Below are 25,002 nucleotides of genomic sequence, written 5' to 3'. Positions count from 1 at the left end.
CCGTCACCATTTGCAGAATTTTATATATCCTCAATTCTTCTACCACTACTTGAGAAGGCAGCTATGAACGCCACAGACATCCCGCAATGCTGTGACGCGGTATCATCTTTTTCGAATAACCTGCACGCTTTTGCAGAAGGAGGGACTGCAGTCATGGCTAATGCAGGTAAGCAGCGAAGATGTAGCGCTATGGTGGGTTACTTCAGGCACTGGGTGTTGATGTATTCCTGGAGCCCAAGAATCATTTTGTTGCTGGTTTCGATTCGTTCTCTGAGACTCCAATAATCCCGTCGAGCGGCTCCAGTAAGTTCGGGCTCGGCAAGAGCATCCATGCCGGAGGCGGTGGCGGCTTGATGCACTCCAGGGCAGGTTGCGGCGATGCGCAGCCGTTTAACGCCAGAATCGACATCCCGACGCAAATCGTTAATGGTCTTTTTAGCATCGGACAATTCCTTCGTGTATTTGGCATCCAGTGCAGCGACATCACGCTGGCGGGTCTGCATGTCTTTGATGGTCGCGTTCGCCAGGATGAGCTTCTCAGTGGCTTTATCGCGCTGGTCTTTGTAGGTGATGGCGTTATCGCGGTAGTGATTCACGAAGAAAGCCAGTACGCCGATTAACGCCACCACCATCAGCTGCAACCAGTAACGTTTGACCAGCGCGCCAATCATGACAGGAACAGAGCCCGCTCTGCCTCCCGACGACGGGTCAGCCCATTCAGGACCTTGCCGCCAGCTTTATTCCAGCGCAGGAACTCATCGGCTGCACCAGCGTAATCACCAGCGTTGAGTTTTCGCAGAAGGGTCGATGTCGACAGTGACCGGGCACCGAGGTTATACGTGAACGACACCAGGGCGTCGAATTGCCCCTGAGTCAGGCCGACTTTAACCAGGCGGGAAACGTCGCTTTCGTAGCTGACCAGTCCTGTCTTCAGCAGACGCTCTGCCGTTTCCTGATTAATCGTCATCCCGGCGCGGATTGGTTTCCCGTCGACAGGCTGAGTCCAGCCATAGCCGATCGTCCAGACGCCAACGCTGTCCTGGTACGCGGTAAGCTTGCAGCCTTCGAACTCTTTGAGCAGGGCAATTCCTTTATCACTGGTTTGCATTCTTCATCCCCGTCAGACGTTCCCAGAAATAGGTCAGAGCCACGGAGCCCATCGCCCCGCTAATGCCTGACGTAACCAGAATCATGTAAAGGCTCAGCCCACTTTCTACGCTGATCAGGCCACCAATAAGACCGGTAAAGCCGGACACTGCAATTTGTGCCAGCGCGTTGATCCAGCTCCAGGTGGCTTTGTTCTGCTTAACGTCAATAAGGTATCGGACCAGGCCGCCCCAGCATGACAGAGCAAGGACAATCAGCCATGACACTCCGGCAATGCTTTCTTTATCTTGCATACGTTTAGCCATATCACCTCCGAAAGAACGGGGTGCTGTTTGTGTAGAGTGGAAGGATGCCAGGAAACAACGACCGGACATCGCAAATAAAAAAGCCAGCGACAGGCTGGCAATATGGGGGTAAGGCAATGTCGGCTCGTTGGCCGAAGGGTCCAAGGCATTGGGTTCTGGTGCCGGGCAAAGGAATCGAACCTCTGACGCGCAGCTTATTTCCAGGTTTCGCCATTTAAGGCTGAAAGCACTGTTTGATGTGTTACACCAAACATTCTCCCTAACCCTCTGGCTCCATAAACCTTATGTCGAGGAATATAGTTTTCCCTCATGAACTGAACGGCATCCATTGTTAGCTTACTCATACCATTCAGCTCACCAGCTACTAAGTAGCTAAGGTCAAATTTAGTTTTCTGAATGTGGCATGCAGAACATAGTAGCTGGCACTTTTCAACCTCAGCATAAAACACCGAATCTGAGTGATAGTGCATCTCGCTTACATTTACTGATTTGGTGGAAGGGTCTACGTGGTCAAACTGAAGCGAATCTTTGGATCCGCAACTCGCACAACGACCACCCAACTTTTCCATGGCCTTAGCAAGCCTACCCCTTCGATCAAGATAGTAATCTTTGCTCGGCATTAATCACCTCTGCCACTGAACTAGACCGGCGAATATGGTTTGAAATCACTTACTGATGCTGGCTGTCCATTCACGCCAGCGAGCGTCTCTAATCTCTTGACTCATCCTCTGATCTTCAAAGCGATCAGACAGTTTTATTGAGTCTGGAAGCAAAGCCCAGGCAACATAAAATTCGTGAGGCTCGAACTCGCCGCCTGCAAATTGATATGCGCCTACATGGTAGACCTCGCCATCCTCTTCCAGCGCCACCACATGGGCAATATGCCAGCCATCGCATGGGTTGAGCAGAATCACCCACTCACCATCCAGATCCTTTGTCAGTTTTTCACTGGCAGGGCGAAAGACCAATTGCTCTGTGATTTTCTCGGACATGCTGGCTCCAGAAACGACAAAACCCCGCATGGTGGCGAGGTTTTTATGTTCAGTCGACAATCAAAGCTATGGCGACGATATCAGATTTACATGAAATATATGCGTTTCAATCCAGTTTTGCAAGACTTGAGTCTAAATTTGTCGCCTTTTGTTGTGAACGTGATCGCGTAACCTGCAACAAAGCACCACTGTCCAGTCGCAGGAAGATGCGGCGCATCTCCACCCAGCGGTCCGTAAACGTCTCTGACCAGTTCTTTGGTGTTACGCCAACCAGCGACGCCAGCGCCTGATATTCGTACGTCTCACGCCCTGCCAGCTCCGCTTTAACGTCCTGCGCCGCCAGCCAGATAAGCTTCTTCAGGCGCTCCATTGTTTTGCCGGCTACTTTCTTAGCGCCGAGCTGATCCCGGAATTCTGCCCACGCCCACTGGGTTATAGCCACCTGGTACTCGAAGCGGATATTCTCGCTGTAGTTCCAAAGCAGCCATGCTTTCTGGTGATCTTCCAGAGATAGCACGGCGCGGCGCCAGGATGCTGTCACGAACTCAACCGGCCCCACCAGTGCGATGGATGATCCCTTTGCGCGGGACTGGCTGCCGCTCATCGCCGGGCCGTCCGGGTTAACTTTACGGCCGGTGACCGGGTCGGTGATTTTCTTCCGGCCCCGGCTGCGCACCGTCGCGGTAAATTGCGCGTTCTCGGCGAAAGCTACCAGTTGCCCTTTCGTGGCTCCGCTCAGATCTGCGGTCGCCACAATGAGCTGCTGACGTACGTATTCCAGTTGCTGACTGTTCATGCGGCTTCCTTATGTGGCTGGTTGGTTTTGGTCTGGCTGTGCTTTGCTACTGGTGGCATGCTGGCGCGCTTAACGCTTTCCGCCTGGTACCGCAGGAAGTCGGCGTGACTCATGTTGCCTCCTGTCGGCGGGCCCGGCGTTTTTCCAGCGCGCGGGCTTTACGGGTGAAGATGGATTTGATGCGCTGCAGGTAAGGGATGTCGAACCGGCGGACTGAGTTATCGTTGTTTATCGCCTCAACTTTTTCGGCACCGATGCGCTCGATAAGGCCCTGTTCAAATGCCTTTTGCGCGCCGTCGCGATCCCGGTTGCAATAGACACACTGGGCTGCGGTATTGTGAAGGTTGAAAGCGAGGTGCGCCGCTGCGCCGCGGGTGCGGTAGTGGCCGCAGTCCATGGTTCCGCCAAACTTCTGCTCCGGCAGCCTGCCGCAGCTGATGCACGGCTTACCAGCATCCCTCAGACGGACGTACCGATTGAAAGCAGCCTGCGCTTCAGCTCTCCACTGCGGTTTCGTTTTTAGCGCCACCTTTCTCGCTTTCAGATCCCGGCGATCCGCCCGCTCTTTCTCTTTGCGCTCCTTGATGCGCTTGGCCGCGGCTTTCACCTTCTCCTTTTCACGTTCTTCCATCGCGAGGATTGCGCCGTGCTCAGGACAGCACCAGCGGATCCGGATGTCATGGAATTTCGGCACGAAGTATTCACCGCATACTTTGCACTTACGGCGGGATGGTTTACGCATGATTCCTCCGTGCCGCGAGACGCAGCCATTTCTGATCCACCAGGCGGGCGGTATAGCCTTTCAGTGTCGGGATGTCGGACGGCTTAATCGCGGGCTTACGCTGACGGCGAGTCGGAACGCGGAAGATTTCGTTTGTGATGACGCGGGAAAGTGGGCTACTCATTGCGCTCACCCTCAAATCGCCAGTTATACCCTTTATGGTAAGATGAGTGACCTGCGCAGCACCTGCTAATGCAGCCACTGTCGAACCCATCACGAACCGCATCCATAGCGGCAGCGTAGCGAACCTCTTTTCCTGTAACACGGCATGTGGCAATTACCGCTTTACTTGCGTTGTGATCCTCACCGAACCTACCGAGCTGATTTGGGATAACACCAAGATCGCTATAGGCATGGCGAAGATTGTTTGACGGAGTTGTCCATTCAAGGTTTTCAGCGCGGTTATCTTTTTTGTTGCCGTTTTTATGGTTAACAACTAATCCGTCGTCGTAACCGTCGCAAAATGCAATGGCGACAAGCCTGTGAGCTGCATACTTTTTGCCGCGAATCTTTATCTGAAGGTAACCAGTGGTATGCACGTCAAACGGCTTCAAGTCCTTACCTTCTAAAACCTTCTTGTAGCCACTCATCACGCTAACGGTGCGCGTTAAGGATCGGAATCGACCATAATTACTGACTTCATAATCGCTTGATATAGAAGTTTTTTTCCAAATCTCTTCTTCAAACATGGTCGTGTCCTTTTGAGTGATATTCGGAGTTGGCCGGGATCCGCAATTTGATACCGCGTTCAGCACACCAGACTTCAATACGGCGCAGGTAGAAGGTCATTTCTTCGGTGTCGAGTAGCTTGGTGGACTTCACCATCTTGGTTTCACCAAGAACGGTTACAGGCTTGGCGGGACAGAACATATCCTTCAGGAACTCGTGAAGGTCTTCTTCGGTTAACTTGCTTTCGGAGTAGTGGTTGACGGCAGATGCAACGTCGCTATTCCACATCCAGAGAAGAGAATTTTGGGAGAGGCTGCGCTTGTCTTTCCAGGGCTTGATGATGAGGCGATAGCAGTCGCCAGATTCCAGCATTGGCTGTATCTGCTGCCCGATGGCGGAAAAGTTGGATTTGTGCAGACGGATGCCGTCTTTGTTCATGCTCATACGGCCTCCTTAACGGAAACCGCAGAATGCAGAAAATCGCAGGTGCATTTCTGCATCTGTGACAAGGTGAGGAGTTTCAATATCGTGGTTGCATTTAAGTCCCCTTAAATGCGCAGAAGTCACCGGAGTTGTTCAGGCTCCGATGACTTAATTATGGATGGATGATTATTGGAAATCAAACGTTGCTTGACGTTTAGTTATGCGTCGAATGGGTTAGGCATTATGTGATACCACTGTTGGCGAGAAACGTGACAGGCGACGCCGATAGGGTGCTTGCCATTGCAGATAAAACACCGCATCTCGCGCAAAAGCACCGAGGAAGGTAGCGATCGTCTTCGGATGATCGTCCTCGCTCAATGCATCACGGAACGCGACCGCAACAACCTTCCCGCCGAAAGCCTCCATGTGTGCATGCACTGGCGGCTCCTTGCCGTCTTCAAACTCAATGACGAAAGTTAACTTACCCATTACGCCTCCTGCTGCGGCGCTGGCGGCAGCGGCATCCAGTGCGTGACATGCTCTACTAACAGATTATCGCAATAGAAATTCCAGTACCTGTCATACGCACCAGACCAAACTTCTCCATACTCATTGAATGCCAGGATGGCCTTAAACTGCTCCGGCATCAGCTCACTGCAAGCCACCCAACCATCCGGAATCACCGGAGAGTTGCCCAACTTGTAAGCCGTCGTTACAGGTTCGGCACCATGAAGCATGGCGTTGATAGCCTCAACTTGAGGCATCTCCATCATGCGATGATCGCTCGTTACTATGAATGGCTCAAGGCGCTTAAGCATGGCGGAGCGGCAGGCGTTCCAGATATCCCACGCGAAGTCTTTCATCTCTATCTGCGCGAGAGGATGGGTGGACGATGACCAAGATCTCCCTGAAATCGCTGTATCCAGATGTCAAAGCCACCGGCGCTGGCGGGGTGAAAGCGGCGTTACTTCTCGCAGCGGGTCAGCATAAGCATTGCCACTATCGAAGCTGACGTGGTTTTTAGCGCCGCCTCCTGACAGTAGCCACGCCACAGGCTCCACTTCGAGCGATGCCAGCGCGATACGCGCATTATTAATCAGGAGGCTATCAGCAGGAGATAAAACAACATGAGCGTTACCCTCCGCATCAATTTCAGAATTCGTAATTTTTCTGAACAGCTTTGCCAGTTCTTTGGTAATAGTGCTCATGGGCGAATCTCCGTCCTGCCACCAAGTAAGCGGATTGCCACTCGTTCCCGGAAGGTAAGCGGTCGATGGTGTCCGCGGGCATTAACAATTTCAGGCTTTCCATTAGGCGGATAATTGACCCTGACCGATTGACCATCTAGCGCGTGAGAAGCCTCGAGTAGTGCTGACTTTAAGTGCGCAGGGCACTCTTTCTGCACCCGCTCGCCGTCTGAAATGACACCTGCAATCCCCTGAAGCATGCTGGCTAAATTGCTGAGATAATTTTTCACATTCACTCTCCTTTACCGGTGCCATAGGCAGATAAGCACTCTTCAAATCCAGCCTGATTATCCGTTTGACCTAAACTGAAGCCATGCTGAAGACCATGACGAAATGCGCTATCTTGCAATTTATCTGCGCTATCGAGCTTCGCTTCCAGTTCAGCGATTCGCTTCTCTGCGGTTTCCAACACATCCAGCAGCGCCAGCACGGTGGCGGGGTTGGCTGCGGCGATAAATGCAGCATCACGCGCTTCGTTTTCACTGAATACCATGGCTATTTGCTCATGGTTCACGCCGTCAGTGGAGTAAATCTCATCGTCGAACTCAACAGCCCACCGGCCTTTCGTCGCCTTCTCCGCCGCTTCACGCAGAGCCTGGTAATTAATCTCGCTCACTGGTTGCCTCCTTTGCGAAGCTGGGCGGCGATATCTTCGAGAACGCCATCAGAGAATGAGCGGTCAAAATCGCCTTCCGGCGCATTAGCCATAAACTCAGTAGAGTAAGAATCATCCTGGCAATATCCGCGGCGTTCTTTGCAGTATCATCAATAAAACCAGCTTCCCAGGCAGCCAGCATTCTGTTCGCCACAAAGTAAGCTCCCTCGCGGTGCTCCAGCTTTCACTTCAGCCAGGAAAGCGTCGGTGGCCGGGGTGTTGATTTCTGGCTTGGCATATACCGGCCAGCAATCAGTACCGTCGGAATTCTTGTGGCCAGCATCATCGTGGACATGAGACAGACTCACCGCACGGGAGAGGGTCTTCCCATGTTGGCGGGATAGTGTGCCAGGATAGATAGGCTTGAGGCTTGTCAAACGCAGCCTTCAGCCCCGCATTCTCCGCAGCCAGCGCCGCGCATCTGGCTTTAAGCTCTGATAATCGGTCACTGCATTCCGCCAGCACCACATCAACATCGGTATCAAGCGGAGGAACATGCATGCTGGCGCGGCCTTTGGTGAAGTCTTCAAGTGCCTTTTCGATTCGTTCTTTCAGTGCTGGCTGTGTATTATTTTTCATGCTCTCACCCCGTATACGCTTAAAATTCTTCTCATCGCCGCGCTGTTGCGGCACTCCCTGGCAGATCACGTTCGTGTCCGTCCGCTGAATTAACTTCGACTTGCCATGCTTCATGCCTGGTATCGTGTCCGGCGAAGCGAATTCCGTAGCTGGTAAGGCTGTAAAGGCGCTGGCCGTATTTTCCTTCGCAGCTGATCAGCCGATCGGCCAACAGCGTGCTAATCGTCCCGGATATCTTTTGGCGTCCATGCCGATAAGCTCGGCCAGCTTGACGCTGTTCAGGCCTGGGTTATTGCGCAGGGCGGCCAGCACCTGCTCACGGATTGTTATGGTCATTGCCTACCCTCCGGATCCCATATTCACGAACGATTGCGAGCGAGATTACGGCTATTTCCCAACTCGATTTGTAAAGTGCTTTTCGCTTTTCATCGGTATCAACGCGCTCTATCCAGGCTGCATCGCCTTTCGAATATTCGTTGATAACGACATAGTCATCGCTGCATGCTTTCACGCTGCCCCCTTGGAACGGTAAGAATCCCAGGTGAATGACAGCGTGCACCCGCCGCCATCGCTCATGCGGTCAATAACGCGCTCACTTACGAATGCTGCCAGTTCTTCTTTGGTCTGGTTGCTGATCAGGATGGTCGGCTTCATCCGCTCATATCGGGTGTTGATGATTTCGAACATGATCAACTTCTCGGCGTCGCTTCCGAACTGCACGCCGACCTCGTCCATAATCAGCAGATCAGGTTTCGTGAAGTAACGGATCACCTCATCCTCAGTGCGGCTTGAACCTTTCGACCAGGTTGACTTGTACTCACGGGCAATTTTCAGCGCCGTGGTAAACACTGCAGAACTCTGGTGTTCTGTGATCGCATGCCGTGCGATAGCCAGTGCCAGGTGATTCTTTCCGGTACCTGGTTTGCCGCACATCACAAGACCGCCACCCTTCTGCAAACGCTCTGGCCAACGGCTTGCATATGCCTGGCACACCTTAAGTGCGCGTTTTGCGTCGTCGTTCACTGGCTCATAGTTCTGCAGCGTGCAGTTTCGAAGCGCGCCGGGATGTTCAGTCCGTCCAGCAGGCGCTCGATGTTTCTTTTGCGGGCTGCTTTGTTGATGCTAATTCTTTCCGCCTGCAAGCGGCCTAACTCCTCTTTGAGGCATTCAGGGCAGCAGCTTGGGCGCGGGGGAATTTTCACGACAGAGTTTAAGAAATGCCTGGTCCTGCATTCAAAGGGGCCATGCGTTTCGCAGTTCTCGGTGCTGATAGTTAGCTCGATATCTTCATGCTGAACTGGCGGCTGGCTCAGCTCAGCAATGCGTTTCTCAAGTTGATTGATTTTTTCATCCAGCGTCATGATTAGTCCCTCGCCCATGCAGGAATTTCAGTCTGGCCATAGTCCTTGCCAGCGAAGTTCTCAGATACGCGTGACGGAGTACGGAAAGGCTGCTTGGCTCCCTTAGGCTCAAACAATCCCTGCCAGCCGTTCGCAATGCTCTGGTTGATGATTTCTTCAGGCTGATATCCGCTGCACTTGCAACGCTCGAGCAGGTTGATGGCCTGGGTAACCGTCTGCTGAGACTTGATCGGTTTCTTCAGGTCGCGACGATAATCGACCCATGACTTCCAGACTGAAACTGACAGCCATTCAGGAGCTTAACGCCAGCCGGATCGAACGAAGCCGGCTTGGGGGATTTAGGGGGTTTATTAATATTGTCTTTATTGTCTTTTGTATGTTTGTCTTTTGTGTTTACCTGATTTGGGTAAGTGTCGTTACCTGATTCGGGTAAACATTTATTACCTGATCTGGGTAAATTTACCTCTTTCAGGTAAACTTTATTTTCGTTACCTGATTTGGGTAATTTCACCCATTCGCTGACCGCTTTGTTAATCCCCACAGTTCGCCCGATTTGGGTAAATACCCCACGCTTAACTAACGCACTTTTAGCCGCAGAGCATTTGTGTGGGAGGATGCCGGTCAGGGCAGATAACTGATCATTGCTTACCCAGTCCGCCTTTTTGTTGAAACCGTATGTTTTGCGCATTACTGCCATGAAGACCAGCAGCTGATGCTGAGACAATCCAGCCAGCATGACAGCCTCCAGAAGTTCATTGGCGATGCGCGTATAGCCATCATCAAGATCTGCCACGCGCGGCTCCTTAGGTGCCACGTCAGGCACAGGGAAATTGATTACTTCGGCAGTGTTTGCCATAATTGCTCCTGTGAATTGATCCAGTTAATTCCACCTGAAAGCCGTTGGTGTTACAGCACCTCGGCTTTCGCCCTTTCTGCGTTCATGCTTCAAAATCTCCCTTCACTCCATCCCGGTTAGAAATCAGGATGGCCAGCAGCAGCGACATGTTCGGTACCAGGTTTCCCGCCACCGGCTGACTGTGGATTTGTTGATGCCAGCTACTTCGGCTATCCGGGCGGTACCCAGATCTGCGATTTGACGCTGCACCCAACTCTCAATTCGTCGTGCCTCCGCTTTGTTGCGTGTCGTTAAGGTTTCCATTTGCGATACTTCCTCTCATGTAATTGGTTATGCCGCCATTAGGCGGCGTTGTTGTCGATCGGTGATGGGAACAGCGTCGGTAAGTCAGGGCGAATCTGGTAGGCCTGAATTTCACCACCAGTTGCTTTCACGATGCTGTTACATGCTCCGGAGAAACCTTTGCTTTGTTGTGTAGCCACTTGTAAACCGCCTGCTGCGATACTGCGCATGCTTCACCAAAAGGGCTTTTTGAGAACCTGACGATGGTAATGGCGGTTTTAATGGTTGGATTCATAACAACCTCCGTAGTGAATATAAATGAAGAATAAAACTATGGTTGTATTTAGTCAACAACCATTTTCGTTTGATGAAATAAAACCACGGTTGTAGATTGCGTATATGAAAACGACACTCGCTGAAAAACTGAAGGAAGCCAGGACATTACGAGGCCTTACACAAAAGGCTCTCGGGGATCTGGTTGGGGTAAGCCGAAGCCTGCCATCCAGAACAGAAAACGGGAAAAGCTAACCAGACAACAAAGTTGGTAGAGCTGGCAAATGCTTTGATGGTTAAACCTGAATGGGCTAAGTTCAGGTGTTGGCCCCATGCGATCAGACGCTAAAGAATCAAATATTGGTCCTGAATCAGAGTGGGGAACTGTCGACGCATGGGACAAAAACACCCCGCTTCCTGCTGACGAGGTTGAAGTGCCTTACCTCAAGGATATTGAATTTGCATGTGGCGATGGCCGCGTTCAATGCGAGGATCATAATGGCTTTAAGCTGAGGTTCTCCAAGTCAACACTACGCCGAGTAGGGGCAAACACCGACGGTTCTGGAGTTCTCTGCTTCCCGGCCACAGGTGACAGCATGGAGCCGATCATTCCCGATGGCACTACGGTAGCCGTAGACACGAACAACAAGCGCATAGTTGACGGTAAGCTGTATGCCATTGGTCAGGCAGACGGCGGTAGCGGGCAGCTCAAGCGCATTAAGCAGCTATACCGGAAGCCGGGCGGCAAGCTAATCATTCGCAGCTACAACGGCGACGCATATCCGGATGAAGAAGCTGACATTGATGATGTTGAGATAATCGGTCGCATATTCTGGTACTGGTGTTGCTGTAAAGACGAAGCCGCGACTGGTGTGATAGCCGTCATCATTCAATATGATTGATGAAAATCATCATAAAGTTTGTGTTCTTTTAGTTGATTTTAAGTGTATATATATCATGTGCGCGCGATATAGAGATGTTTCCTTTCAAAGTCAATTATTTCATTGCTAAATCGTGCTTATTGAGCGGAAATCGTCCAATTCGCATTGAAAATCGATTGGAGAGATCCTATATAAGGAGTATAGTTAGTGACCCAAGAATTTAGAGATGCTGTAAAAGTGACAGATGCAGAAGCTTCTTTTCAAGAAAGGCAACTGTATCAGGTTCAGATAGCTGTGAAGGCTTTGATTGATTTCGTTGTCACTAGCTTTGAAGAGTTGGGTATCGAAAAGTTACATGAGCTCGTTGATCCGTCACTTGATGAGGTTCATGAGATCATTCTCAAGCTTGATACCAAAGCCAAGCAACTTGGCGCTCTTGACCTACAGCAGGTATTGCTTACCGCGCAGATACTGATTCGTGATATTAAACAGAAAAACCCAGATTCGTGTGCAGCTCAAAATTCTCAAAGGGGCTGTAATTTTTAAATAACTTTCTTTTGGATGAAACGAGGCACTGCGGAGGCGCATATGAATAAACTCCACACAATTTCTGAGATGCTTAAACTGGCTGGCCGTCTTAATGAAATCGTTGCAGAAATGCAAGCTCGCAAGGATGCTATCCTTGCAGAAATGAACAAGAAAGCTGCATAACCCAGTTCTAATGTTCATATTAAACCCGGCCACCGCGCCGGGTTTTTATTTGCCTCTTCCGGTACCATCTCAGCCGCATCCCGTAGCACCCCCTTGTGGATGACGTTCCCGACGGCTTTACGCTTCCCTTCCAATCTACAATGTTGTCCTCGTCGATTCCAATCCCGTTGTAAATAAGTTCGAACACCACACACCCAACCTCTCCAGCCATGAAGGCCATCCGGTCATCTGCAAGTTCATCACGTTCCATAGCCACCCCCTGATGTTTTTTGCAGCATAGCACCAATCTTTTATAAAAATAAATTCCTTTTAAATACAACCAAATAAAACAAAAACAACTATAAATACAACTATTGTTGTTGACGATAAAACAACTATGGTTTTTAATAAGTCCATCGAAACGAAACATCGACAGCTGAGCGAAGTTAGCCAGCGGCGAAGTGGAGATTCGGTCAGTCGAACGGCGCGACAGTAAACCATGCGTCGGACCATAGGCGGGCTCAGGAAGAGCGGCAATTATGGCAAAGCGAAAAATGATTTATTCCAGTCCATTCGAAGCTGAGTGGGCTGTGCTGAATCAGGTGAGGATAAAAGAATGCTCTACACGAAAGAATGGTACGAACTGATGGAAGCATTTGAGAAAGGTAATTTCGGTCGCTATCGCCTTGACAGGGAAGAGAAAGAAATGTGGCAGCAAAAAGTTTACTACCAGAACGGAGAGGCGAACGAACTTTTCAAAGTTTACCTTGCTGGATACATGAATGGGCGTGCAACTTACATGAATTAGCCGCGAATGGCGGATTTTTATTGGAATGTTTTGGGATTGGATGAATGCGCAGGCTGATGCGCTACGGTGCGAAAGCGTAAAGACGGCATAGCCGACACCATGAGATTGAGTGAGAACTCAGCAAGCCGGAGATCAGCACCGGCCATCCAATCACCAAAGCATTTCTCCCGCATCAGCGGGTAACTAAGTGGAGAGTACGTATGCACAAGTGTCAATTCTGTGGGTACTTTCTGGCATCTGAAGAGATGCAGAGAATATCTGTAAGCATGGTTGGCAGGCCTTACAACATCTGCATTCCATGCTCAGAAAAGTACAAAAAGAAAGGCCTGTGGGATTCGGCAAAAAACGATATCGACTGGAAAGCACTTCCATGCGTCGATGAGACATAACCGCATCAGCGGGTAACGACAGAGGGTAAGGCGATGAGAAAGGTTGAGTGCACAGTTGATCGGTTCGAATGGAATGGTGGCGAACGCAAAAAAGTTACAGACACATTTACTGGACTGTTCCACGAGTGGGGCCTTGAGTATGAAGAGTTCGAAAGTGGGCCTGGTAACTATTCCGTTGGCATCGTTGAACTAGAAGATGGGAAGTCGCAACTTTCCCTGCATCGAATATCAAATTTCTAAGCTAACCCGCTCCGGCGGGTTTTTTCATACCTCACCGTTCTCGATGAGTGCGGTTAGTTATGACAACCGGCGGCCATCCACCGCCCATTAGCGCAGAAGTCTTGTATTAACGTTCAGCAGCCCAGCTTACGGGCGGAGTGATTATGCAAAAATTTATCGTTATCCAGCAGCACGCATGGTCAAACGACCACGGTTACGGCATTGGTTATTCCTCAGATTTGGAAATATTTGATAAGCGGGAAGTGGCAATTTCTCACGGATTTGAAGTAGCAGGTTGTGATGATTTCAATATCGGTGTTATCGACGACGGCCGACGAGTGTCGCTCGACTGGATGGAAAAGCCAGTTGGTAACGGGAAAGGTGTTTCAGTTGAGAAACTCCAGATTATCTCTGATGCCATTGGCTTGGAGGCATCATGACAGTCACCCACAACGGCAAGCAGTATACCGCCAAAAAGCTCAACGATAACGAGTGGCAGCTGACGTCTGTAGCAAACCCGCGGGAAAAACTGGTGCTGAACCGCTGGCAGACGCATATCGCTGGCCTCCTGGAACAGGTTGAGGTGAAGGTATGATCAATCACTACGGCACCACCCCGCTCATTCGCCAGTGCGTCACGCCCGGCATGATGGCATTGCATGAAGGCCGCACCTATCGCGTCTCAGCAGTCATTCAGGAGCGCAAATGGGTGTACCTGCACACCGATGCAGAAATCATCCGCCTCAGTGACTGCGTGATTGACGTCCTTCTGGACGGTCACGGAAACCCTATCCAGCACTAACCCCCTATTCAACCGATCGTCCTGGTCAATGCGGCGGGATCTGCACATCCAAATTTCAGGAGTTCAGCCATGAACGCATACCTCACTTACGACCGCATCGAAGATCGGCGCTGGGTTGAGCAGCAACTCACCGACGAGAAAGAGAAGTGGATCGACGACAGAGCGAAAGAACTGATCGCCATGTTCCCGAAAGACCCACTTTCAATGCGCTCCCTCTTCCTTCCAGCGGCAGCCACCCTGGCGCTAACTGGTGATAAAGCACTTGAGCATTACAACGACTATATCACTCGCCTTTGCTACGACCGCGCAGAAGAAGAGTGGGATCGCCTTCATCCAACCTGCCCGTTTTAAGGAGTGATTATGAGCTTCGATCTGATTCAGTTCGTTAAGGAGCAGGAACCGCTATTTGTCGGCGCCCTTACCGACCAGTCTCTGACATGGGCAAAGGAATGCCAGTTCGCTATCCAGTTATTCCAGCGCAATCAAAAGTTGGCAGAAACGGCGATTGCCAACCCCACCAGCGCCCAGAACGCGATTATCAACGTTGCAGCTGTCGGCATTAGCCTGAACCCTGCAAGCAAACTGGCTTATCTGGTTCCGCGCGACGGTATGGTCTGCCTTGATATCAGCTATATGGGCCTTCTGCACATCGCCCAGTCGGCTGGCGTCATCAAGTGGGGCCAGTGCAAGCTCGTTCATGCTGGCGACGACTACGAGACGCTGGGTCTCGATAAGGCGCCAGCTCACAAATACAACCCATTTGCTACACCTGACGATCGCGGCGCCGTTATCGGTGGCTACTGCACTGTTAAAACCGCTGATGGCGACTATCTCACTGAAGAGATGAGTCTCGCTGAGATAGAAGAAATCAGGAAAGTGAGCAAAGCGGGAACATCACCAAAAGGCCCATGGGTCAACTTCTGGTCTGAGATGGCCAGGAAGACGATCGTTAAGAGAGCCTATAGACTTCTGGCCGCGTGCTGACCGTCTGGATAATGCCGTCGATGTGCTCAACGAGAGCGAAGGCATATACACGGAGCCAGTTATGCCCTACACCCCTGAAAGCGAAATCATCCAGTCGGAAGAACGCAAAACAGGAACTTATCAACACCATCCATTCACTATGTGAGGACATGAAGCAGGCGAAAAATTTGCATGCTCTCAAAACTCACTTCCAGGCAGCTTACAAAATGACGGTCGGAATGCAGCTTCAACAAGGGGTTCAGGCCGTCTATGCCAAGTGCAAAGCAAAATTCGAAGAGGTTACGCAATGACAGCTCTTTACCAGATCGCCAATGATTTCGCAAAGCTGACTGATTCAGGCATGGAGCCTGAAATGATAGCCGACACCCTTGATGGCATTGAGTGGGAGCTGGAAGCAAAGGTCGAGCAGATCCTTGCTGTCTGCAAAAACGAATCTGCTTATGCCGAGGCGCTGAAAGAAGAAAGCAAGCGTCTTGCAGAGCGCGCAAAAGCCGCAGAAAACCGTGTGTCGAGCATGAAAGATTACGTGGCCACCTCCCTCGAAACAGCAGGAAAGAAATCACTGAAGGCAGGCATTCATCAGGTAACGGTTCGCGCGCCTTCCAAGTCAGTAGAGATTACAGATGCCAGCGCACTTCCTCCTGAATTCGTCGAATACGAGACGAGCATCAAGCCAGACAAATTGGCTATCAAACACCAAATCGAAGCTGGCGTGGATGTACCTGGCGCGCAAATAAAACTCGGCAAACCTTCACTCATCATCAAGTAGGTGGAGCCATGAAACGCACACCCTTCTACCGCAGACCCGGCGAACCGGGCAATTCTCAGGCCTCCGGGAGCGCGTTATCTGGATGATTCAGACGCGCGGCCGCCCGGTATCCGGCAGCGAAATCGCCGAGAAGTTTGGCGTAACGCTGATTGAGTTTAACCGGGTCGCCAATGGCATCACCCGCGGCTCCGGACAGATCAGATCGTCGAAGTCGGAATGGATCAACGATGACGGCATCTGCGACCGGACATTCGACCTGGTAACGAAACCAAAGGTCGTAACTCCGCAGGGTAAATCGCGGCTGTTCACCCGGCGCGCCATAGAGCAGTCGCAGGAAGGCAGGCGGCAGGAGTGCATTCAACGTGCAGCACGCCGTCGCCGCCTGATTGCTCAGGGCCTCTATATCGACGAAATGGAGTCCATCCTATGACTCACGCTCACGACGACATAAGGGTTGGCACACTGTGCCTTCCCTTCATTGGTAACGGCTGGCTAATGCCATGGGGTGAAGTTGTCTGTAATCCATTAAAGGCGCAGCGCCTCGCTGAGGAATATCGGGAAAGGCAGGTGGCGGCATGACAGCGGAATACTCACTTCTGATGCCGATCGACCCTGGTCTTACGGCAACACCATCAGCAACGGCGCCGCCGCCGGCCACTACTCCACCATGAAGCTCATCGACATCAAGCGCCTGCCAGTGTGGGAACTTGCCGACGAAAACTCGGTGCTGGCGATGTGGTAACACTGGCAACACGCATAACCAGGAGGCTATCGAACTGGCCGAGGCCTGGGGCTTCACCGTTCGCACGATGAAGGGCTTTACCTGGGTGAAGCTGAATCAGAACGCGGAACTGCGCATCAACAAGGCGCTGGCCGAGGGTGAAGTCACCGACTTTTACGACTTCCTCGATCTGCTTAACGCCGAGACGCGCATGAACGGCGGAAACCACACCCGGGCCAACACCGAAGACCTGTTGATTGCCACCCGCGGCGCCGGGCTGGAGCGAAAGCATGCCGGGATTAAGCAGGTGGTCTACAGCCCGCTCGGCGCGCACAGCGAAAAACCGTGGGAAGTTCGGCACCGGCTTGAGCTGCTTTACGGCGATGTGCCGCGCATTGAGCTGTTTAGCCGCAGCGCGGCACCGGGCTGGGATCACTCGGGAAATCAGTGCGCCACCGCCGCGGTAGAACTGCTGCCCGGCTGCGCCATCCAAGTCGTGAAAATGGAGGCCGCATGACACCAGCAAATGAAAACGCCATCCGAGCAGCCTGCCGCCGCTGCACCGAGGAAATCCAGCAGGCCATGCGCAAGAAGCCAAAGCCTAACTGGAACGAAACGGTGCCTCCCATCATCAACAAGCATCACAAGAAAATTGAAGCTCTGGGAGTTAGCCTCCTGGAGTTCGTCGTATACACAGGTCGGCTTAATCGCCGCTTCGGAGTGGAATCGTGAGTTATTCAACAGTTATAAAAGTTTGGCCTGGCGAGAAGTCTGAAGAAGATGAAGAGCTCCGCAATGGCTGGGGAAGTGGCCCTGTCATTTGGAACGACATGGCAATGAAATATCTTGGTCTACAGGCCCATCAGTACATGATGAAAATAGATAGCCTTTGGCCCTTGGCTAACCGCCTTGATATTCCATATCACCATCGCGCTGTCCTCGCTATGACATACGACCGCATGTATGTGAAGCAGGAACATTACGCGTTGGCAGCAGATTGCATCCGAAAATACCTAACTGACTTCCCGGCTGATGATAAGTATGTAAACCACTGGCCCCGCATTGCTGAAATTTTTGAAAGCTCACCTGAGTGCCCAGCTATTGGTTTATGGCTCACCTCGGTATGTGAAAACCCATTCCTTGGCGAGTGGGATGAAGACACCGAAGATTACAAACAGCCTGATTGGTCTCGTTACTGGAGCCTTTTTGATGATCTTCTTCCTCTCTGACGCAAGCGAAAGTGGTGCCGCATGAAGGCGCAAATCGCCAGGTCGCTATCGCGGCCTTTTTTATTGCTGGCATTCACCTTCAACCGAATTAACCGACAGTTCCGGGAGCATTGACCATGGCCGATATCATAGATACCGCAGCAGAGATTGAAGAGCTTCAGCGTAACGCTGCCCTTTCCGCTCACCGCATCGACCGCAACGCCGTATCAGCTGAGCGTTGTGAAGAATGCGAAGAACCAATTCCTGAGCCGCGGCGCGCTGCTGTTCCCTGGCTGTGAGACGTGCGCGGAGTGCCAGGGTGTTATCGAGTTAAGGAATAAGCAGAGGGGGATCCAGTGAAAGAGCGCGGAATGATTTTCAACGGCGAGATGGTGCGCGCCATCCTCGACGGCCGGAAGACGCAGACGCGCAGGATCATGAAGGTGCAGCCTGTCCTCAATTGTAGTTTTTATGAGGTATACGGTGCTGGATGGGTCCGGAGCATGAAATCTGTTCCTGCAATTCCAGGACACAGCCTTGCCAGTAATTGTCCATTCGGTCTGGTTGGCGATCACATCTGGGTAGCGGGAAACGTGGGGCGTAGTGAGTCATGAACTGGATGAGGACGGTCGCATTCAGCCATGGAACCCTGACCGTCCTGCCACAGCCATTCACGAAATGCCGTTTGGTAATGGTTACTACTCTGGTCACGCTATTTACGCAGCAGATGGAGAGTTTACTTGGGGTGATGACGATGGATATGAAGATGGCTGTTCGTGCTGGAAGCCATCTATCCACATGCCTCGCGCAGCCTGTCGTCTCATGCTGGAGATCACCGGCGTCCGAGTGGAAAGGTTGAATAGCATTAGCCAGGAAGATGCGCAGGCGGAAGGAATGGAGATTACCGGATGGCGACCAACATACTCTGACCCGGATAGCGGCGGTGAAGTCTGGACTCCATATGACAACTTTGCTCAGCTGTGGGAATCAATCTACGGCGAGGAGAGTTGGAAGGCCAACCCATGGGTCTGGGTAATCGAATTTAAGGTGGTGCCCAATGTTCAGGATACTCCAGCCTAATACCTGGTACGCCGATCCCCACGGCGCGCCCTGCAAAATCCTCCGCGCTACCCACGAAGTCATCCACTACATCCGCAACGGTCGCACCTGCATCGCCAGCATGGGCCGATTTAACCAGGATTTCGAGCCGCTGACCAAAGCACAGGCCGAGCGGATCGCCGAAGAAATCGAAACAGCAGAACACCTGAAGAAGCTGCGCGCCCAGCGGGCGGCATAAGGAGGATAATTATGCGCATTGAAGAGTTACCGAAGCTACCGAAGCTGTTCCGTGTTATCGAGGTTGATCTGGATGTGCTACGCAATGGCATTGGTTCAGGTTGGGGGATGATTTTCGACCAGGACGCCATCGTTAAGAGAAAGGTCCGCCGAGTGAAGCATGACGGCGGCTGGAAGCTAAAACTGGTTCGGGAATGGCACGATCAGGAGTTGTGGGATTACTGCTTCGAGCAAGACAGGGAATGCTTGGAGCACCTCAACTATGACCTTGGCCTTATGCATTCACGCAACTGATAGCCAGTTATGAGCTGGCTATTGGGTGCGAAAGCACTGCCACGCTATCCCCCTTTCAGCCCTCCATTGCGAGGGTTTATTTTTGCCTGGAGAAAACCATGAGCGACATTATTCATCTGGTACCAAACAAATGGGTTTCTGAGGAGTTGCTGATCGCGCTGACCGGCCTGACAAAGAACGCGATTAAGTCAGCCCGCACCCTGTCATGGATGGAGGGGCGCGAGTACAAGCACTACTCCGGCGACTGCCAGCCGAAGGATAACTCCCCTATCCTCTATAACCGCCACGAGGTCGATAACTGGGTAGAGCGTCAGCGCCCGGCGATCCCCCGCCAGAAATCTGCTTAAATAGCCATACCTTTAACAGAGAGGAAAAGGCATGTCTAAATATCCAACCGGGGTTGAGAACCACGGCGGCACATTGCGGCTGTGGTTTACCTATAAAGGGGTCAGGGTCAGGGAAGGCCTTGGTGTTCCTGACACACCGAAAAACAGGAAGGTTGCTGGCGAGCTTCGCACATCAATATGCTATGCGATCAAGACCGGCACCTTCATCTATTCGTCTCAGTTTCCTAACTCTAAAAACCTACAACGCTTTGGAGAATCAAGGCAGGAGGTGACGATCGGAGAGCTTGCTGGAAGGTGGCTCGCTTTGAAAGAAATGGAGGTGGCTGAATCATCGCTAAATACTTATGCTCGCGTGATTGCTAATGTCATGGCTATCATTGGCCATGGCACCCTTCTTTCTTCAATAACAAAAGAGAGCATGCTGGAAGTTAGAAAGGAATTGCTGACCGGTTATCAGGTCATGAAGAAGGGACATAAAACGGCAAAGAGGGGTCGATCCTCTGTCACGGTGAACAACTACATGACCGTGCTGTTTGGCATATTCCAGTTTGCAGTTGAAAACGGGTATACCTCAAGGTCACCGATGACGGGAATTGCACCACTGCGAGAGTCACGCCCGGATCCTGACCCTATCACCAGAGAAGAATTCCCACGCCTGATAGACGCCTGCCATCATCAGCAGAGTAAAAATCTTTGGGCTATCGCCGTTTACACCGGATTGCGGCCGGGTGAACTATGCGGGCTTGCCTGGGAGGATGTGGACTTAAAGGCGGGGACTCTCACAGTAAGAAGGAGCCTGACTCAGAAAGGGATATTCACTCTGCCGAAAACCAATGCTGGCACTAACCGGGTTGTGCACCTGATCGAGCCTGCACTCGAGGCGTTCAAAAGCCAGTATGAAATGACCCGCCTCTCTCAGGAGCATAACGTAGCCGTTAAGCTGAGGGAGTACGGAAAGAAAGAATTCAGTAAGTGCACGTTCGTCTTCCTGCCGTCGCTGACAGCCAGGGCCGGGAATTACGGCAAGCACTTCTCCATCAATTCCATAGGGAATTCGTGGGATGCAGCGATGAAAAGAGCCGGGCTTCGCCACCGGAAATCTTATCAGTCGAGACACACCTATGCATGCTGGTCACTTTCGGCAGGAGCAAACCCGAACTTCATTGCTAACCAGATGGGCCATGCCGATGCTCAAATGGTTTTTCAGGTTTACGGAAAGTGGATGGAGGAAAACAACCTGGACCAGATAGCATTGTTGAGCTCAAAATTAAGCGACTTTGCCCCAACGATGCCCCACAGCAACAGGCCTGCTGCATAATATCTTTGTATATCCTATACATACCAATCGTAGCGCTGAAAATCCATAAACTCCAGCGCGGTACCCAGCCAGCCGGATACGGCAGCTTTCACCAGATCTGAAGTCGTTCTTTGAGGTTGTGCTTGAGTCATAATGGCTATCTCTGCAAGGTAAGATGCGTACCACTCAGAGCCTGTCTGCGCAGGCTCTTAACCGCGTAAATTATTATTGGTCGAAGGTGAGCAAGACTTTGCAGCACTGCCGCTGGTCTTTCTCAAACAGTTCGATGGCGTCTGTCACGTGGTGGTAGTCAAAGGTGTGGGTAATCAGTTTTTCAGGATCGATCAGCCCCTTTTCCAGCCAGTCGATCACGACCGGGAATTTGTTGGCATTCAGGCGCGAGGAGAATATCGACAGCTCTTTGCCGGTGATCCCCTGCTGAACAATCTGGCTCGGATCGCTGGAAAAGCCCATCAGCACGATACGTGCCGCCGGGGAAGCCAGGGTTATCGCTTCCTGCAGAATCGACGGATGACAGGCGGCATCAATGATTAACGTCGGTTTGATGCCTTTTTCTTCCAGCGCCTTATGCAAATCAAGATTACCGTTGTTCAGGACCCAGTCCGCGCCGCTGCGTTGCGCCATCGCCAGCCGTTCATCAATGCGGTCGACGACAATCACCTGCCTGACGTTGTAGACACCTTTCAGCGCCTGCACGGTAACCAGCCCCATCGGGCCCGCGCCATACACCAGGGCGATATCCTGTTCCGTCGGTTTTGCCTGCCCGGTGACGTTGGCGGCAATGGTAAAGGGCTCGACCATCACGGCGTGTTTATCGGGAATGGCGTCCGGGATGGGCCACGCATTTTTCGCCGGTACCACGGCGTATTCCGCAAAACCGCCGTCGCGATGCACACCGAGCACGACCAGGGAGGTACACACGTTCGGTTTACCCACCGAGCATGGATAGCAGTGCCCGCAGCTGATCACCGGATCAACGGAAACCCGCTGCCCCAGGCGTCCGGGGTCAACGCCCTCGCCCGTGGCGTCAATCACACCAAAAAATTCGTGCCCGATAACGCGCGGATATTTCGCGAAGGGGTTATGTCCGCGATAGATATGGCTGTCGGAGCCGCAGATCCCGGCAAGTCTAATGCTGACGCGCACTTCCCCTGCCCCCGGTTGCGGGAGTGGACGCTCTTCAATCACCAGCTGGTTGGGCTGTTGGATCACTACGCTTTTCATCGTTCGCTCCTCGTTTACCAGTTCCACAGCGTGCCGTCTTCAAGACGAGCCACAGGCAGGTAGGCCGGATCGTACGGGTATTTCGCGGCCAGCTTTTCGTCGAACTCAATACCCAGACCCGGCTTGTCGCCCGGGTGCATATAACCGTTGTCGAAGCGCCAGTTGTGCGGGAAGACTTCAAGCATCTGTTCGGAATAGCCCATATATTCCTGCACGCCGAAATTTGGCACCCACAGGTCGAAGTGCAGCGCGGCAGCATGGCAAATCGGCGACAGATCGGACGGGCCGTGTGACCCGGTCCGCACCTGGTAGAGCGAGGCAAAGTCTGCAATACGACGCATGCCGGTGATCCCGCCTGCATGGGTAATGGTGGCGCGAATGTAGTCGATAAGCTGCTCTTCAATCAGCTGTTTGCAATCCCAGATGCTGTTAAAGACTTCACCCACAGCAATCGGCGTGACGGTGTGCTGGCGGATCAGGCGGAAGCACGCCTGGTTTTCAGCAGGCGTAGGATCTTCCATCCAGAACATGCGGAATTCTTCGATGCTTTTACCGAAACGCGCTGCTTCAATCGGCGTCAGGCGGTGGTGCATGTCATGCAGCAGATGTTCGTTGAAGCCAAATTTACTGCGCACCGCGTCGAACAGCTTCGGTGTGAAGTCGAGGTATTTCTCGGTGGACCACAGCTGCTCTTCCGGCCAGTCCCCTTTGGTGGCAGGCTCATACGCCAGCCCTTTTCCTTTGGACATGCCGTAGGTGGTTTTCATTCCCGGCACGCCGCACTGGACGCGGATCGCCTTAAAGCCCATCTCTTTATGACGGGCGTAATCTTCCAGCACGTCGTCAATGGTATGCCCGGTGGTGTGGCAGTAGACCATTACCCCTTCACGGGAAGCGCCCCCCAGTAGCTGGTAAAGCGGCATATTGGCGGCTTTGGCTTTGATATCCCATAGCGCCATATCCACGGCGGAAATTGCCGACATGGTGACCGGACCGCGACGCCAGTACGCGCCTTTATAGAAAAACTGCCAGATATCTTCGATGCGGTGCGCATCGCGGCCAATCAGTTGCGGGCAGAGGTGGTCTTTCAGGTAAGAGGCGACGGAGAGTTCGCGTCCGTTTAGTGTGGCATCGCCAAGACCGACGATGCCTTCATCGGTCGTAATTTTAAGGGTGACAAAGTTACGCCCCGGGCAGGTGACAAATACTTCAGCCCCGACAATCTTCATAATTCCTTTCCTTACATCGCATGTTGTGATGCAGGAAATTTACGCAACTGAGCTACTACCATACAAGTATAATGATCAAAATATCCGCGAGCGATCACAAAATCAGGGCGCTCATGCGCGCCCCCAGCCCGCCACGATTATCAGCATGCCGCACAGGGCAATCAGGGCCCCGGCCCAGTCGTAGGCGCTGAGTTTTACCCCATCGACCACACGTAACCATAGCAGCGCGGTGCAGACATAAACCCCGCCGTAGGCGGCATAGACGCGGCCACTGGCCGCCGGATGGAGCGTTAACAGCCAGACAAACAGCGCCAGCGCGATGCCCGCCGGGATCAGCAGTAACACGGTTGCCCCTCTCTTCAGCCAGAGCCAGGGAAGGAAGCAGCCGATGATTTCGCAGAGCGCGGTGGCAAAAAATAACAGCGTTGTTTTGATCATATTTCATTTCAGGTGAGGATTTATTTAACCATCATACCTGATGATACGGTTTACTTTTCCATACCCGCGCCGCGGGTATGCCGTCATTTCTGTTTGGTGTAGAATCTGAACAGGGTAATGTGATTATCTGCACCGATTCAAAAAGGAAACGCTATGAGTACATTAAGCAAACGCCTTTGTCTGACCGCCGCACTGGCGCTGTCAACGCTCGCCTTCGCTGCAACGGCTACCGCCGAAACCAGCAAACTCATTATTGAGTCTGGCGATAGCGCGCAGAGCCGCCAGAATGCCGCAATGGACAAAGAACAATGGAATGACACCCGCAGCCTTCGTCAGAAGGTGAACAAGCGTGCTGAGAAAGAGTGGGACAAAGAAGATGTCGCCTTTGACGCACGTGATAAGTGTCAGCAAAGCGCGAACGTTAATGCCTACTGGGAGCCAAACACCCTGCGCTGCCTGGATCGTCGCACGGGTCGTACGGTAGCACCGTAATGCCGGGTCTTGAGGTTAAACTGCGTCCGCTGGAGCGCGAAGATTTGCGCTTCGTCCACCAGCTCGACAACAACGCCAGCGTGATGCGCTACTGGTTTGAAGAGCCGTACGAGGCGTTTGTCGAGCTGTCCGATCTGTACGATAAACACATTCACGATCAAAGCGAACGCCGCTTTGTGGTGGAATGTGAAGGCGAAAAAGCCGGGCTGGTTGAGCTGGTGGAGATCAACCACGTGCATCGTCGTGCGGAATTCCAGATCATTATCTCCCCGGAACATCAGGGTAAAGGCCTGGCCTCACGGGCGGCGAAGCTGGCGATGGACTACGGATTCAATGTTCTGAATCTGTACAAGCTCTATCTCATCGTCGATAAAGAGAACGAAAAAGCGATCCATATCTACCGTAAGCTGGGCTTTATGGTGGAAGGCGAGCTAATCCACGAGTTCTTTATCAACGGGGAATACCGCAACACCATTCGCATGTGCATTTTCCAGCACCAGCATCTGGCCGGACACAAACCGTCTGGTGCCAGCCTGCTGAAACCTACCGCGCAGTAACCTGCGCGGCT

36 protein-coding genes and 13 pseudogenes are annotated in these 25,002 nt (G+C 52.3%); 23 read left to right on the top strand and 26 right to left on the bottom strand.

The window, feature by feature from the left end; genetic code table 11:
* Positions 1 to 197: 197 nt before the first annotated feature.
* From ACQG19_RS11480 to ACQG19_RS11375, 22 genes and pseudogenes are all read right to left on the bottom strand, one after another.
* Positions 198 to 671 carry a lysis protein gene (locus tag ACQG19_RS11480; protein ID WP_426725893.1) on the bottom strand — a complete coding sequence of 158 codons (474 nt, stop codon included), beginning with the start codon at positions 669 to 671 and terminating at the stop codon, positions 198 to 200.
* Entirely contained in the window at positions 668 to 1,108 is a 441-nt protein-coding gene (locus ACQG19_RS11475; RefSeq protein WP_058650878.1) for a lysozyme, read from the bottom strand. The genes ACQG19_RS11480 and ACQG19_RS11475 overlap by 4 nt, the downstream gene beginning before the upstream one ends.
* Positions 1,095 to 1,400, bottom strand: coding sequence for a phage holin family protein (locus ACQG19_RS11470; protein ID WP_122008274.1), 306 nt, complete (start codon positions 1,398 to 1,400; stop codon positions 1,095 to 1,097). The genes ACQG19_RS11475 and ACQG19_RS11470 overlap by 14 nt, the downstream gene beginning before the upstream one ends.
* A 206-nt stretch (positions 1,401 to 1,606) precedes the next feature.
* A complete protein-coding gene (locus ACQG19_RS11465; RefSeq protein ID WP_426725892.1) occupies positions 1,607 to 2,032 on the bottom strand; it encodes a hypothetical protein in 426 nt (141 codons plus the stop codon).
* A gap of 45 nt (positions 2,033 to 2,077) precedes the next feature.
* Entirely contained in the window at positions 2,078 to 2,404 is a 327-nt protein-coding gene (locus ACQG19_RS11460) for a hypothetical protein (protein ID WP_105322453.1), read from the bottom strand.
* A 106-nt stretch (positions 2,405 to 2,510) separates the two neighbouring features.
* The gene (locus tag ACQG19_RS11455) at positions 2,511 to 3,200 is read right to left on the bottom strand and encodes a bacteriophage antitermination protein Q (RefSeq protein WP_426725891.1); all 690 of its coding nucleotides are present in this window, start codon (positions 3,198 to 3,200) and stop codon (positions 2,511 to 2,513) included.
* On the bottom strand, positions 3,197 to 3,313 hold the full coding sequence (locus tag ACQG19_RS11450; protein ID WP_148744968.1) for a hypothetical protein: 117 nt from the start codon (positions 3,311 to 3,313) through the stop codon (positions 3,197 to 3,199). The genes ACQG19_RS11455 and ACQG19_RS11450 overlap by 4 nt, the downstream gene beginning before the upstream one ends.
* Positions 3,310 to 3,942: a recombination protein NinG gene (locus ACQG19_RS11445; RefSeq protein WP_426725890.1), complete on the bottom strand. Its 633-nt coding sequence runs from the start codon at positions 3,940 to 3,942 to the stop codon at positions 3,310 to 3,312. Before ACQG19_RS11445 ends, ACQG19_RS11450 begins: the two co-directional genes overlap by 4 nt.
* The gene (locus ACQG19_RS11440) at positions 3,935 to 4,105 is read right to left on the bottom strand and encodes a NinE family protein (protein WP_426725889.1); all 171 of its coding nucleotides are present in this window, start codon (positions 4,103 to 4,105) and stop codon (positions 3,935 to 3,937) included. Before ACQG19_RS11440 ends, ACQG19_RS11445 begins: the two co-directional genes overlap by 8 nt.
* A complete protein-coding gene (locus ACQG19_RS11435; protein WP_078310117.1) occupies positions 4,098 to 4,670 on the bottom strand; it encodes an NUMOD4 motif-containing HNH endonuclease in 573 nt (190 codons plus the stop codon). Before ACQG19_RS11435 ends, ACQG19_RS11440 begins: the two co-directional genes overlap by 8 nt.
* A complete protein-coding gene (locus ACQG19_RS11430) occupies positions 4,663 to 5,094 on the bottom strand; it encodes a recombination protein NinB (protein ID WP_078310115.1) in 432 nt (143 codons plus the stop codon). Before ACQG19_RS11430 ends, ACQG19_RS11435 begins: the two co-directional genes overlap by 8 nt.
* 213 nt (positions 5,095 to 5,307) lie before the next feature.
* Positions 5,308 to 5,562 carry a hypothetical protein gene (locus tag ACQG19_RS11425; protein WP_426725888.1) on the bottom strand — a complete coding sequence of 85 codons (255 nt, stop codon included), beginning with the start codon at positions 5,560 to 5,562 and terminating at the stop codon, positions 5,308 to 5,310.
* A complete protein-coding gene (locus tag ACQG19_RS11420; protein WP_426725887.1) occupies positions 5,562 to 5,936 on the bottom strand; it encodes a DUF551 domain-containing protein in 375 nt (124 codons plus the stop codon). The genes ACQG19_RS11425 and ACQG19_RS11420 overlap by 1 nt, the downstream gene beginning before the upstream one ends.
* Positions 5,937 to 6,116: 180 nt before the next feature.
* Positions 6,117 to 6,281 (bottom strand): annotated as a pseudogene (locus tag ACQG19_RS11415) (DUF551 domain-containing protein); the annotation flags it as partial.
* Positions 6,282 to 6,552: 271 nt separating this feature from the next.
* Positions 6,553 to 6,936, bottom strand: coding sequence for an ead/Ea22-like family protein (locus tag ACQG19_RS11410; protein ID WP_426725839.1), 384 nt, complete (start codon positions 6,934 to 6,936; stop codon positions 6,553 to 6,555).
* Positions 6,933 to 7,196, bottom strand: a pseudogene (locus ACQG19_RS11405) (hypothetical protein); the annotation flags it as partial. The gene ACQG19_RS11410 and the pseudogene ACQG19_RS11405, both read right to left, overlap by 4 nt.
* Before the next feature lie 61 nt (positions 7,197 to 7,257).
* Positions 7,258 to 7,554 carry a hypothetical protein gene (locus ACQG19_RS11400; RefSeq protein WP_426725886.1) on the bottom strand — a complete coding sequence of 99 codons (297 nt, stop codon included), beginning with the start codon at positions 7,552 to 7,554 and terminating at the stop codon, positions 7,258 to 7,260.
* Between the two features lie 195 nt (positions 7,555 to 7,749).
* A complete protein-coding gene (locus tag ACQG19_RS11395; RefSeq protein WP_426725885.1) occupies positions 7,750 to 7,890 on the bottom strand; it encodes a hypothetical protein in 141 nt (46 codons plus the stop codon).
* A gap of 171 nt (positions 7,891 to 8,061) precedes the next feature.
* Positions 8,062 to 8,933 (bottom strand): annotated as a pseudogene (locus tag ACQG19_RS11390) (ATP-binding protein).
* A pseudogene (locus tag ACQG19_RS11385) lies at positions 8,918 to 9,771 on the bottom strand (replication protein). Before ACQG19_RS11385 ends, ACQG19_RS11390 begins: the two co-directional pseudogenes overlap by 16 nt.
* An 82-nt stretch (positions 9,772 to 9,853) precedes the next feature.
* Positions 9,854 to 10,074: pseudogene (locus ACQG19_RS11380) on the bottom strand (CII family transcriptional regulator).
* A 38-nt stretch (positions 10,075 to 10,112) separates the two neighbouring features.
* A pseudogene (locus tag ACQG19_RS11375) lies at positions 10,113 to 10,348 on the bottom strand (transcriptional regulator).
* A 95-nt stretch (positions 10,349 to 10,443) separates the two neighbouring features.
* On the opposite strand from ACQG19_RS11375, the pseudogene ACQG19_RS11370 reads away from it, so the two are divergent.
* From ACQG19_RS11370 to ACQG19_RS11360, 3 genes and pseudogenes are all read left to right on the top strand, one after another.
* Positions 10,444 to 11,228: pseudogene (locus tag ACQG19_RS11370) on the top strand (XRE family transcriptional regulator).
* A gap of 186 nt (positions 11,229 to 11,414) precedes the next feature.
* Positions 11,415 to 11,753: a hypothetical protein gene (locus ACQG19_RS11365; protein WP_426725884.1), complete on the top strand. Its 339-nt coding sequence runs from the start codon at positions 11,415 to 11,417 to the stop codon at positions 11,751 to 11,753.
* 42 nt (positions 11,754 to 11,795) lie between these two features.
* Positions 11,796 to 11,918: a hypothetical protein gene (locus tag ACQG19_RS11360; RefSeq protein ID WP_255250421.1), complete on the top strand. Its 123-nt coding sequence runs from the start codon at positions 11,796 to 11,798 to the stop codon at positions 11,916 to 11,918.
* A gap of 14 nt (positions 11,919 to 11,932) precedes the next feature.
* On the opposite strand, the pseudogene ACQG19_RS11355 reads toward ACQG19_RS11360, so the two are convergent.
* Positions 11,933 to 12,168, bottom strand: a pseudogene (locus tag ACQG19_RS11355) (hypothetical protein).
* A gap of 345 nt (positions 12,169 to 12,513) precedes the next feature.
* Here ACQG19_RS11355 and ACQG19_RS11350 point away from each other — a divergent pair.
* From ACQG19_RS11350 to ACQG19_RS11265, 18 genes and pseudogenes are all read left to right on the top strand, one after another.
* Entirely contained in the window at positions 12,514 to 12,705 is a 192-nt protein-coding gene (locus tag ACQG19_RS11350) for a hypothetical protein (protein WP_317704160.1), read from the top strand.
* Positions 12,706 to 13,477: 772 nt separating this feature from the next.
* Positions 13,478 to 13,753: an antitoxin gene (locus ACQG19_RS11345; RefSeq protein WP_426725883.1), complete on the top strand. Its 276-nt coding sequence runs from the start codon at positions 13,478 to 13,480 to the stop codon at positions 13,751 to 13,753.
* A complete protein-coding gene (locus ACQG19_RS11340; RefSeq protein WP_426725882.1) occupies positions 13,750 to 13,908 on the top strand; it encodes a hypothetical protein in 159 nt (52 codons plus the stop codon). The genes ACQG19_RS11345 and ACQG19_RS11340 overlap by 4 nt, the downstream gene beginning before the upstream one ends.
* Positions 13,905 to 14,114, top strand: coding sequence for a cell division protein FtsZ (locus ACQG19_RS11335; RefSeq protein WP_000607101.1), 210 nt, complete (start codon positions 13,905 to 13,907; stop codon positions 14,112 to 14,114). The genes ACQG19_RS11340 and ACQG19_RS11335 overlap by 4 nt, the downstream gene beginning before the upstream one ends.
* A 69-nt stretch (positions 14,115 to 14,183) precedes the next feature.
* Complete coding sequence (gamL, locus tag ACQG19_RS11330) at positions 14,184 to 14,465, top strand: host nuclease inhibitor GamL (RefSeq protein ID WP_182930923.1); 282 nt, start codon at positions 14,184 to 14,186, stop codon at positions 14,463 to 14,465.
* A 9-nt stretch (positions 14,466 to 14,474) separates the two neighbouring features.
* Positions 14,475 to 15,388 (top strand): annotated as a pseudogene (locus tag ACQG19_RS11325) (recombinase RecT).
* Positions 15,385 to 15,867 carry a siphovirus Gp157 family protein gene (locus tag ACQG19_RS11320; protein WP_032105028.1) on the top strand — a complete coding sequence of 161 codons (483 nt, stop codon included), beginning with the start codon at positions 15,385 to 15,387 and terminating at the stop codon, positions 15,865 to 15,867. Before ACQG19_RS11325 ends, ACQG19_RS11320 begins: the two are co-directional and overlap by 4 nt.
* Before the next feature lie 8 nt (positions 15,868 to 15,875).
* Positions 15,876 to 16,297 (top strand): annotated as a pseudogene (locus ACQG19_RS11315) (regulator).
* Positions 16,294 to 16,446: a DUF1317 family protein gene (locus ACQG19_RS11310; protein WP_126508927.1), complete on the top strand. Its 153-nt coding sequence runs from the start codon at positions 16,294 to 16,296 to the stop codon at positions 16,444 to 16,446. The pseudogene ACQG19_RS11315 and the gene ACQG19_RS11310 overlap by 4 nt, the downstream one beginning before the upstream one ends.
* Positions 16,443 to 17,105: pseudogene (locus ACQG19_RS11305) on the top strand (MT-A70 family methyltransferase). The gene ACQG19_RS11310 and the pseudogene ACQG19_RS11305 overlap by 4 nt, the downstream one beginning before the upstream one ends.
* On the top strand, positions 17,102 to 17,320 hold the full coding sequence (locus ACQG19_RS11300; protein ID WP_032621601.1) for a hypothetical protein: 219 nt from the start codon (positions 17,102 to 17,104) through the stop codon (positions 17,318 to 17,320). Before ACQG19_RS11305 ends, ACQG19_RS11300 begins: the two are co-directional and overlap by 4 nt.
* Positions 17,317 to 17,817, top strand: a complete 501-nt coding sequence (locus ACQG19_RS11295; RefSeq protein ID WP_426725881.1) for a hypothetical protein — start codon at positions 17,317 to 17,319, stop codon at positions 17,815 to 17,817. The genes ACQG19_RS11300 and ACQG19_RS11295 overlap by 4 nt, the downstream gene beginning before the upstream one ends.
* A gap of 116 nt (positions 17,818 to 17,933) precedes the next feature.
* Positions 17,934 to 18,156 (top strand): annotated as a pseudogene (locus tag ACQG19_RS11290) (TraR/DksA C4-type zinc finger protein).
* Positions 18,153 to 18,876 (top strand): annotated as a pseudogene (locus tag ACQG19_RS11285) (hypothetical protein). The pseudogenes ACQG19_RS11290 and ACQG19_RS11285 overlap by 4 nt, the downstream one beginning before the upstream one ends.
* Positions 18,854 to 19,093 carry a DUF4222 domain-containing protein gene (locus ACQG19_RS11280; RefSeq protein WP_426725829.1) on the top strand — a complete coding sequence of 80 codons (240 nt, stop codon included), beginning with the start codon at positions 18,854 to 18,856 and terminating at the stop codon, positions 19,091 to 19,093. The pseudogene ACQG19_RS11285 and the gene ACQG19_RS11280 overlap by 23 nt, the downstream one beginning before the upstream one ends.
* Positions 19,094 to 19,104: 11 nt before the next feature.
* Complete coding sequence (locus ACQG19_RS11275) at positions 19,105 to 19,386, top strand: hypothetical protein (RefSeq protein WP_426725880.1); 282 nt, start codon at positions 19,105 to 19,107, stop codon at positions 19,384 to 19,386.
* A 98-nt stretch (positions 19,387 to 19,484) separates the two neighbouring features.
* Positions 19,485 to 19,733, top strand: a complete 249-nt coding sequence (xisR, locus tag ACQG19_RS11270; RefSeq protein ID WP_049133014.1) for an excisionase family protein — start codon at positions 19,485 to 19,487, stop codon at positions 19,731 to 19,733.
* 31 nt (positions 19,734 to 19,764) lie between these two features.
* On the top strand, positions 19,765 to 21,051 hold the full coding sequence (locus tag ACQG19_RS11265) for a tyrosine-type recombinase/integrase (protein WP_426725879.1): 1,287 nt from the start codon (positions 19,765 to 19,767) through the stop codon (positions 21,049 to 21,051).
* Between the two features lie 204 nt (positions 21,052 to 21,255).
* Here ACQG19_RS11265 and ACQG19_RS11260 read toward each other — a convergent pair whose 3' ends face one another.
* From ACQG19_RS11260 to ACQG19_RS11250, 3 genes are all read right to left on the bottom strand, one after another.
* Complete coding sequence (locus ACQG19_RS11260) at positions 21,256 to 22,275, bottom strand: Zn-dependent oxidoreductase (RefSeq protein ID WP_100168508.1); 1,020 nt, start codon at positions 22,273 to 22,275, stop codon at positions 21,256 to 21,258.
* A gap of 14 nt (positions 22,276 to 22,289) precedes the next feature.
* A complete protein-coding gene (gene rspA / locus ACQG19_RS11255; protein ID WP_013096791.1) occupies positions 22,290 to 23,504 on the bottom strand; it encodes a starvation-sensing protein RspA in 1,215 nt (404 codons plus the stop codon).
* A gap of 111 nt (positions 23,505 to 23,615) precedes the next feature.
* Complete coding sequence (locus ACQG19_RS11250; protein WP_013096792.1) at positions 23,616 to 23,942, bottom strand: YnfA family protein; 327 nt, start codon at positions 23,940 to 23,942, stop codon at positions 23,616 to 23,618.
* A gap of 153 nt (positions 23,943 to 24,095) precedes the next feature.
* Between ACQG19_RS11250 and ACQG19_RS11245 the strand changes: the two genes are divergently transcribed.
* Entirely contained in the window at positions 24,096 to 24,434 is a 339-nt protein-coding gene (locus tag ACQG19_RS11245) for a DUF1283 family protein (RefSeq protein ID WP_013096793.1), read from the top strand.
* Positions 24,434 to 24,991, top strand: a complete 558-nt coding sequence (speG, locus tag ACQG19_RS11240) for a spermidine N1-acetyltransferase (protein ID WP_013096794.1) — start codon at positions 24,434 to 24,436, stop codon at positions 24,989 to 24,991. The genes ACQG19_RS11245 and speG overlap by 1 nt, the downstream gene beginning before the upstream one ends.
* Positions 24,992 to 25,002 lie beyond the last annotated feature (11 nt).

Origin of the sequence: Enterobacter cloacae complex sp. 277I4 (assembly GCF_050031465.1) — a bacterium.
GTDB lineage: Bacteria > Pseudomonadota > Gammaproteobacteria > Enterobacterales > Enterobacteriaceae > Enterobacter > Enterobacter cloacae.
Note: the sequence above shows the minus strand (reverse complement) of the source record. Positions and strands in the feature narration are given on the sequence as shown.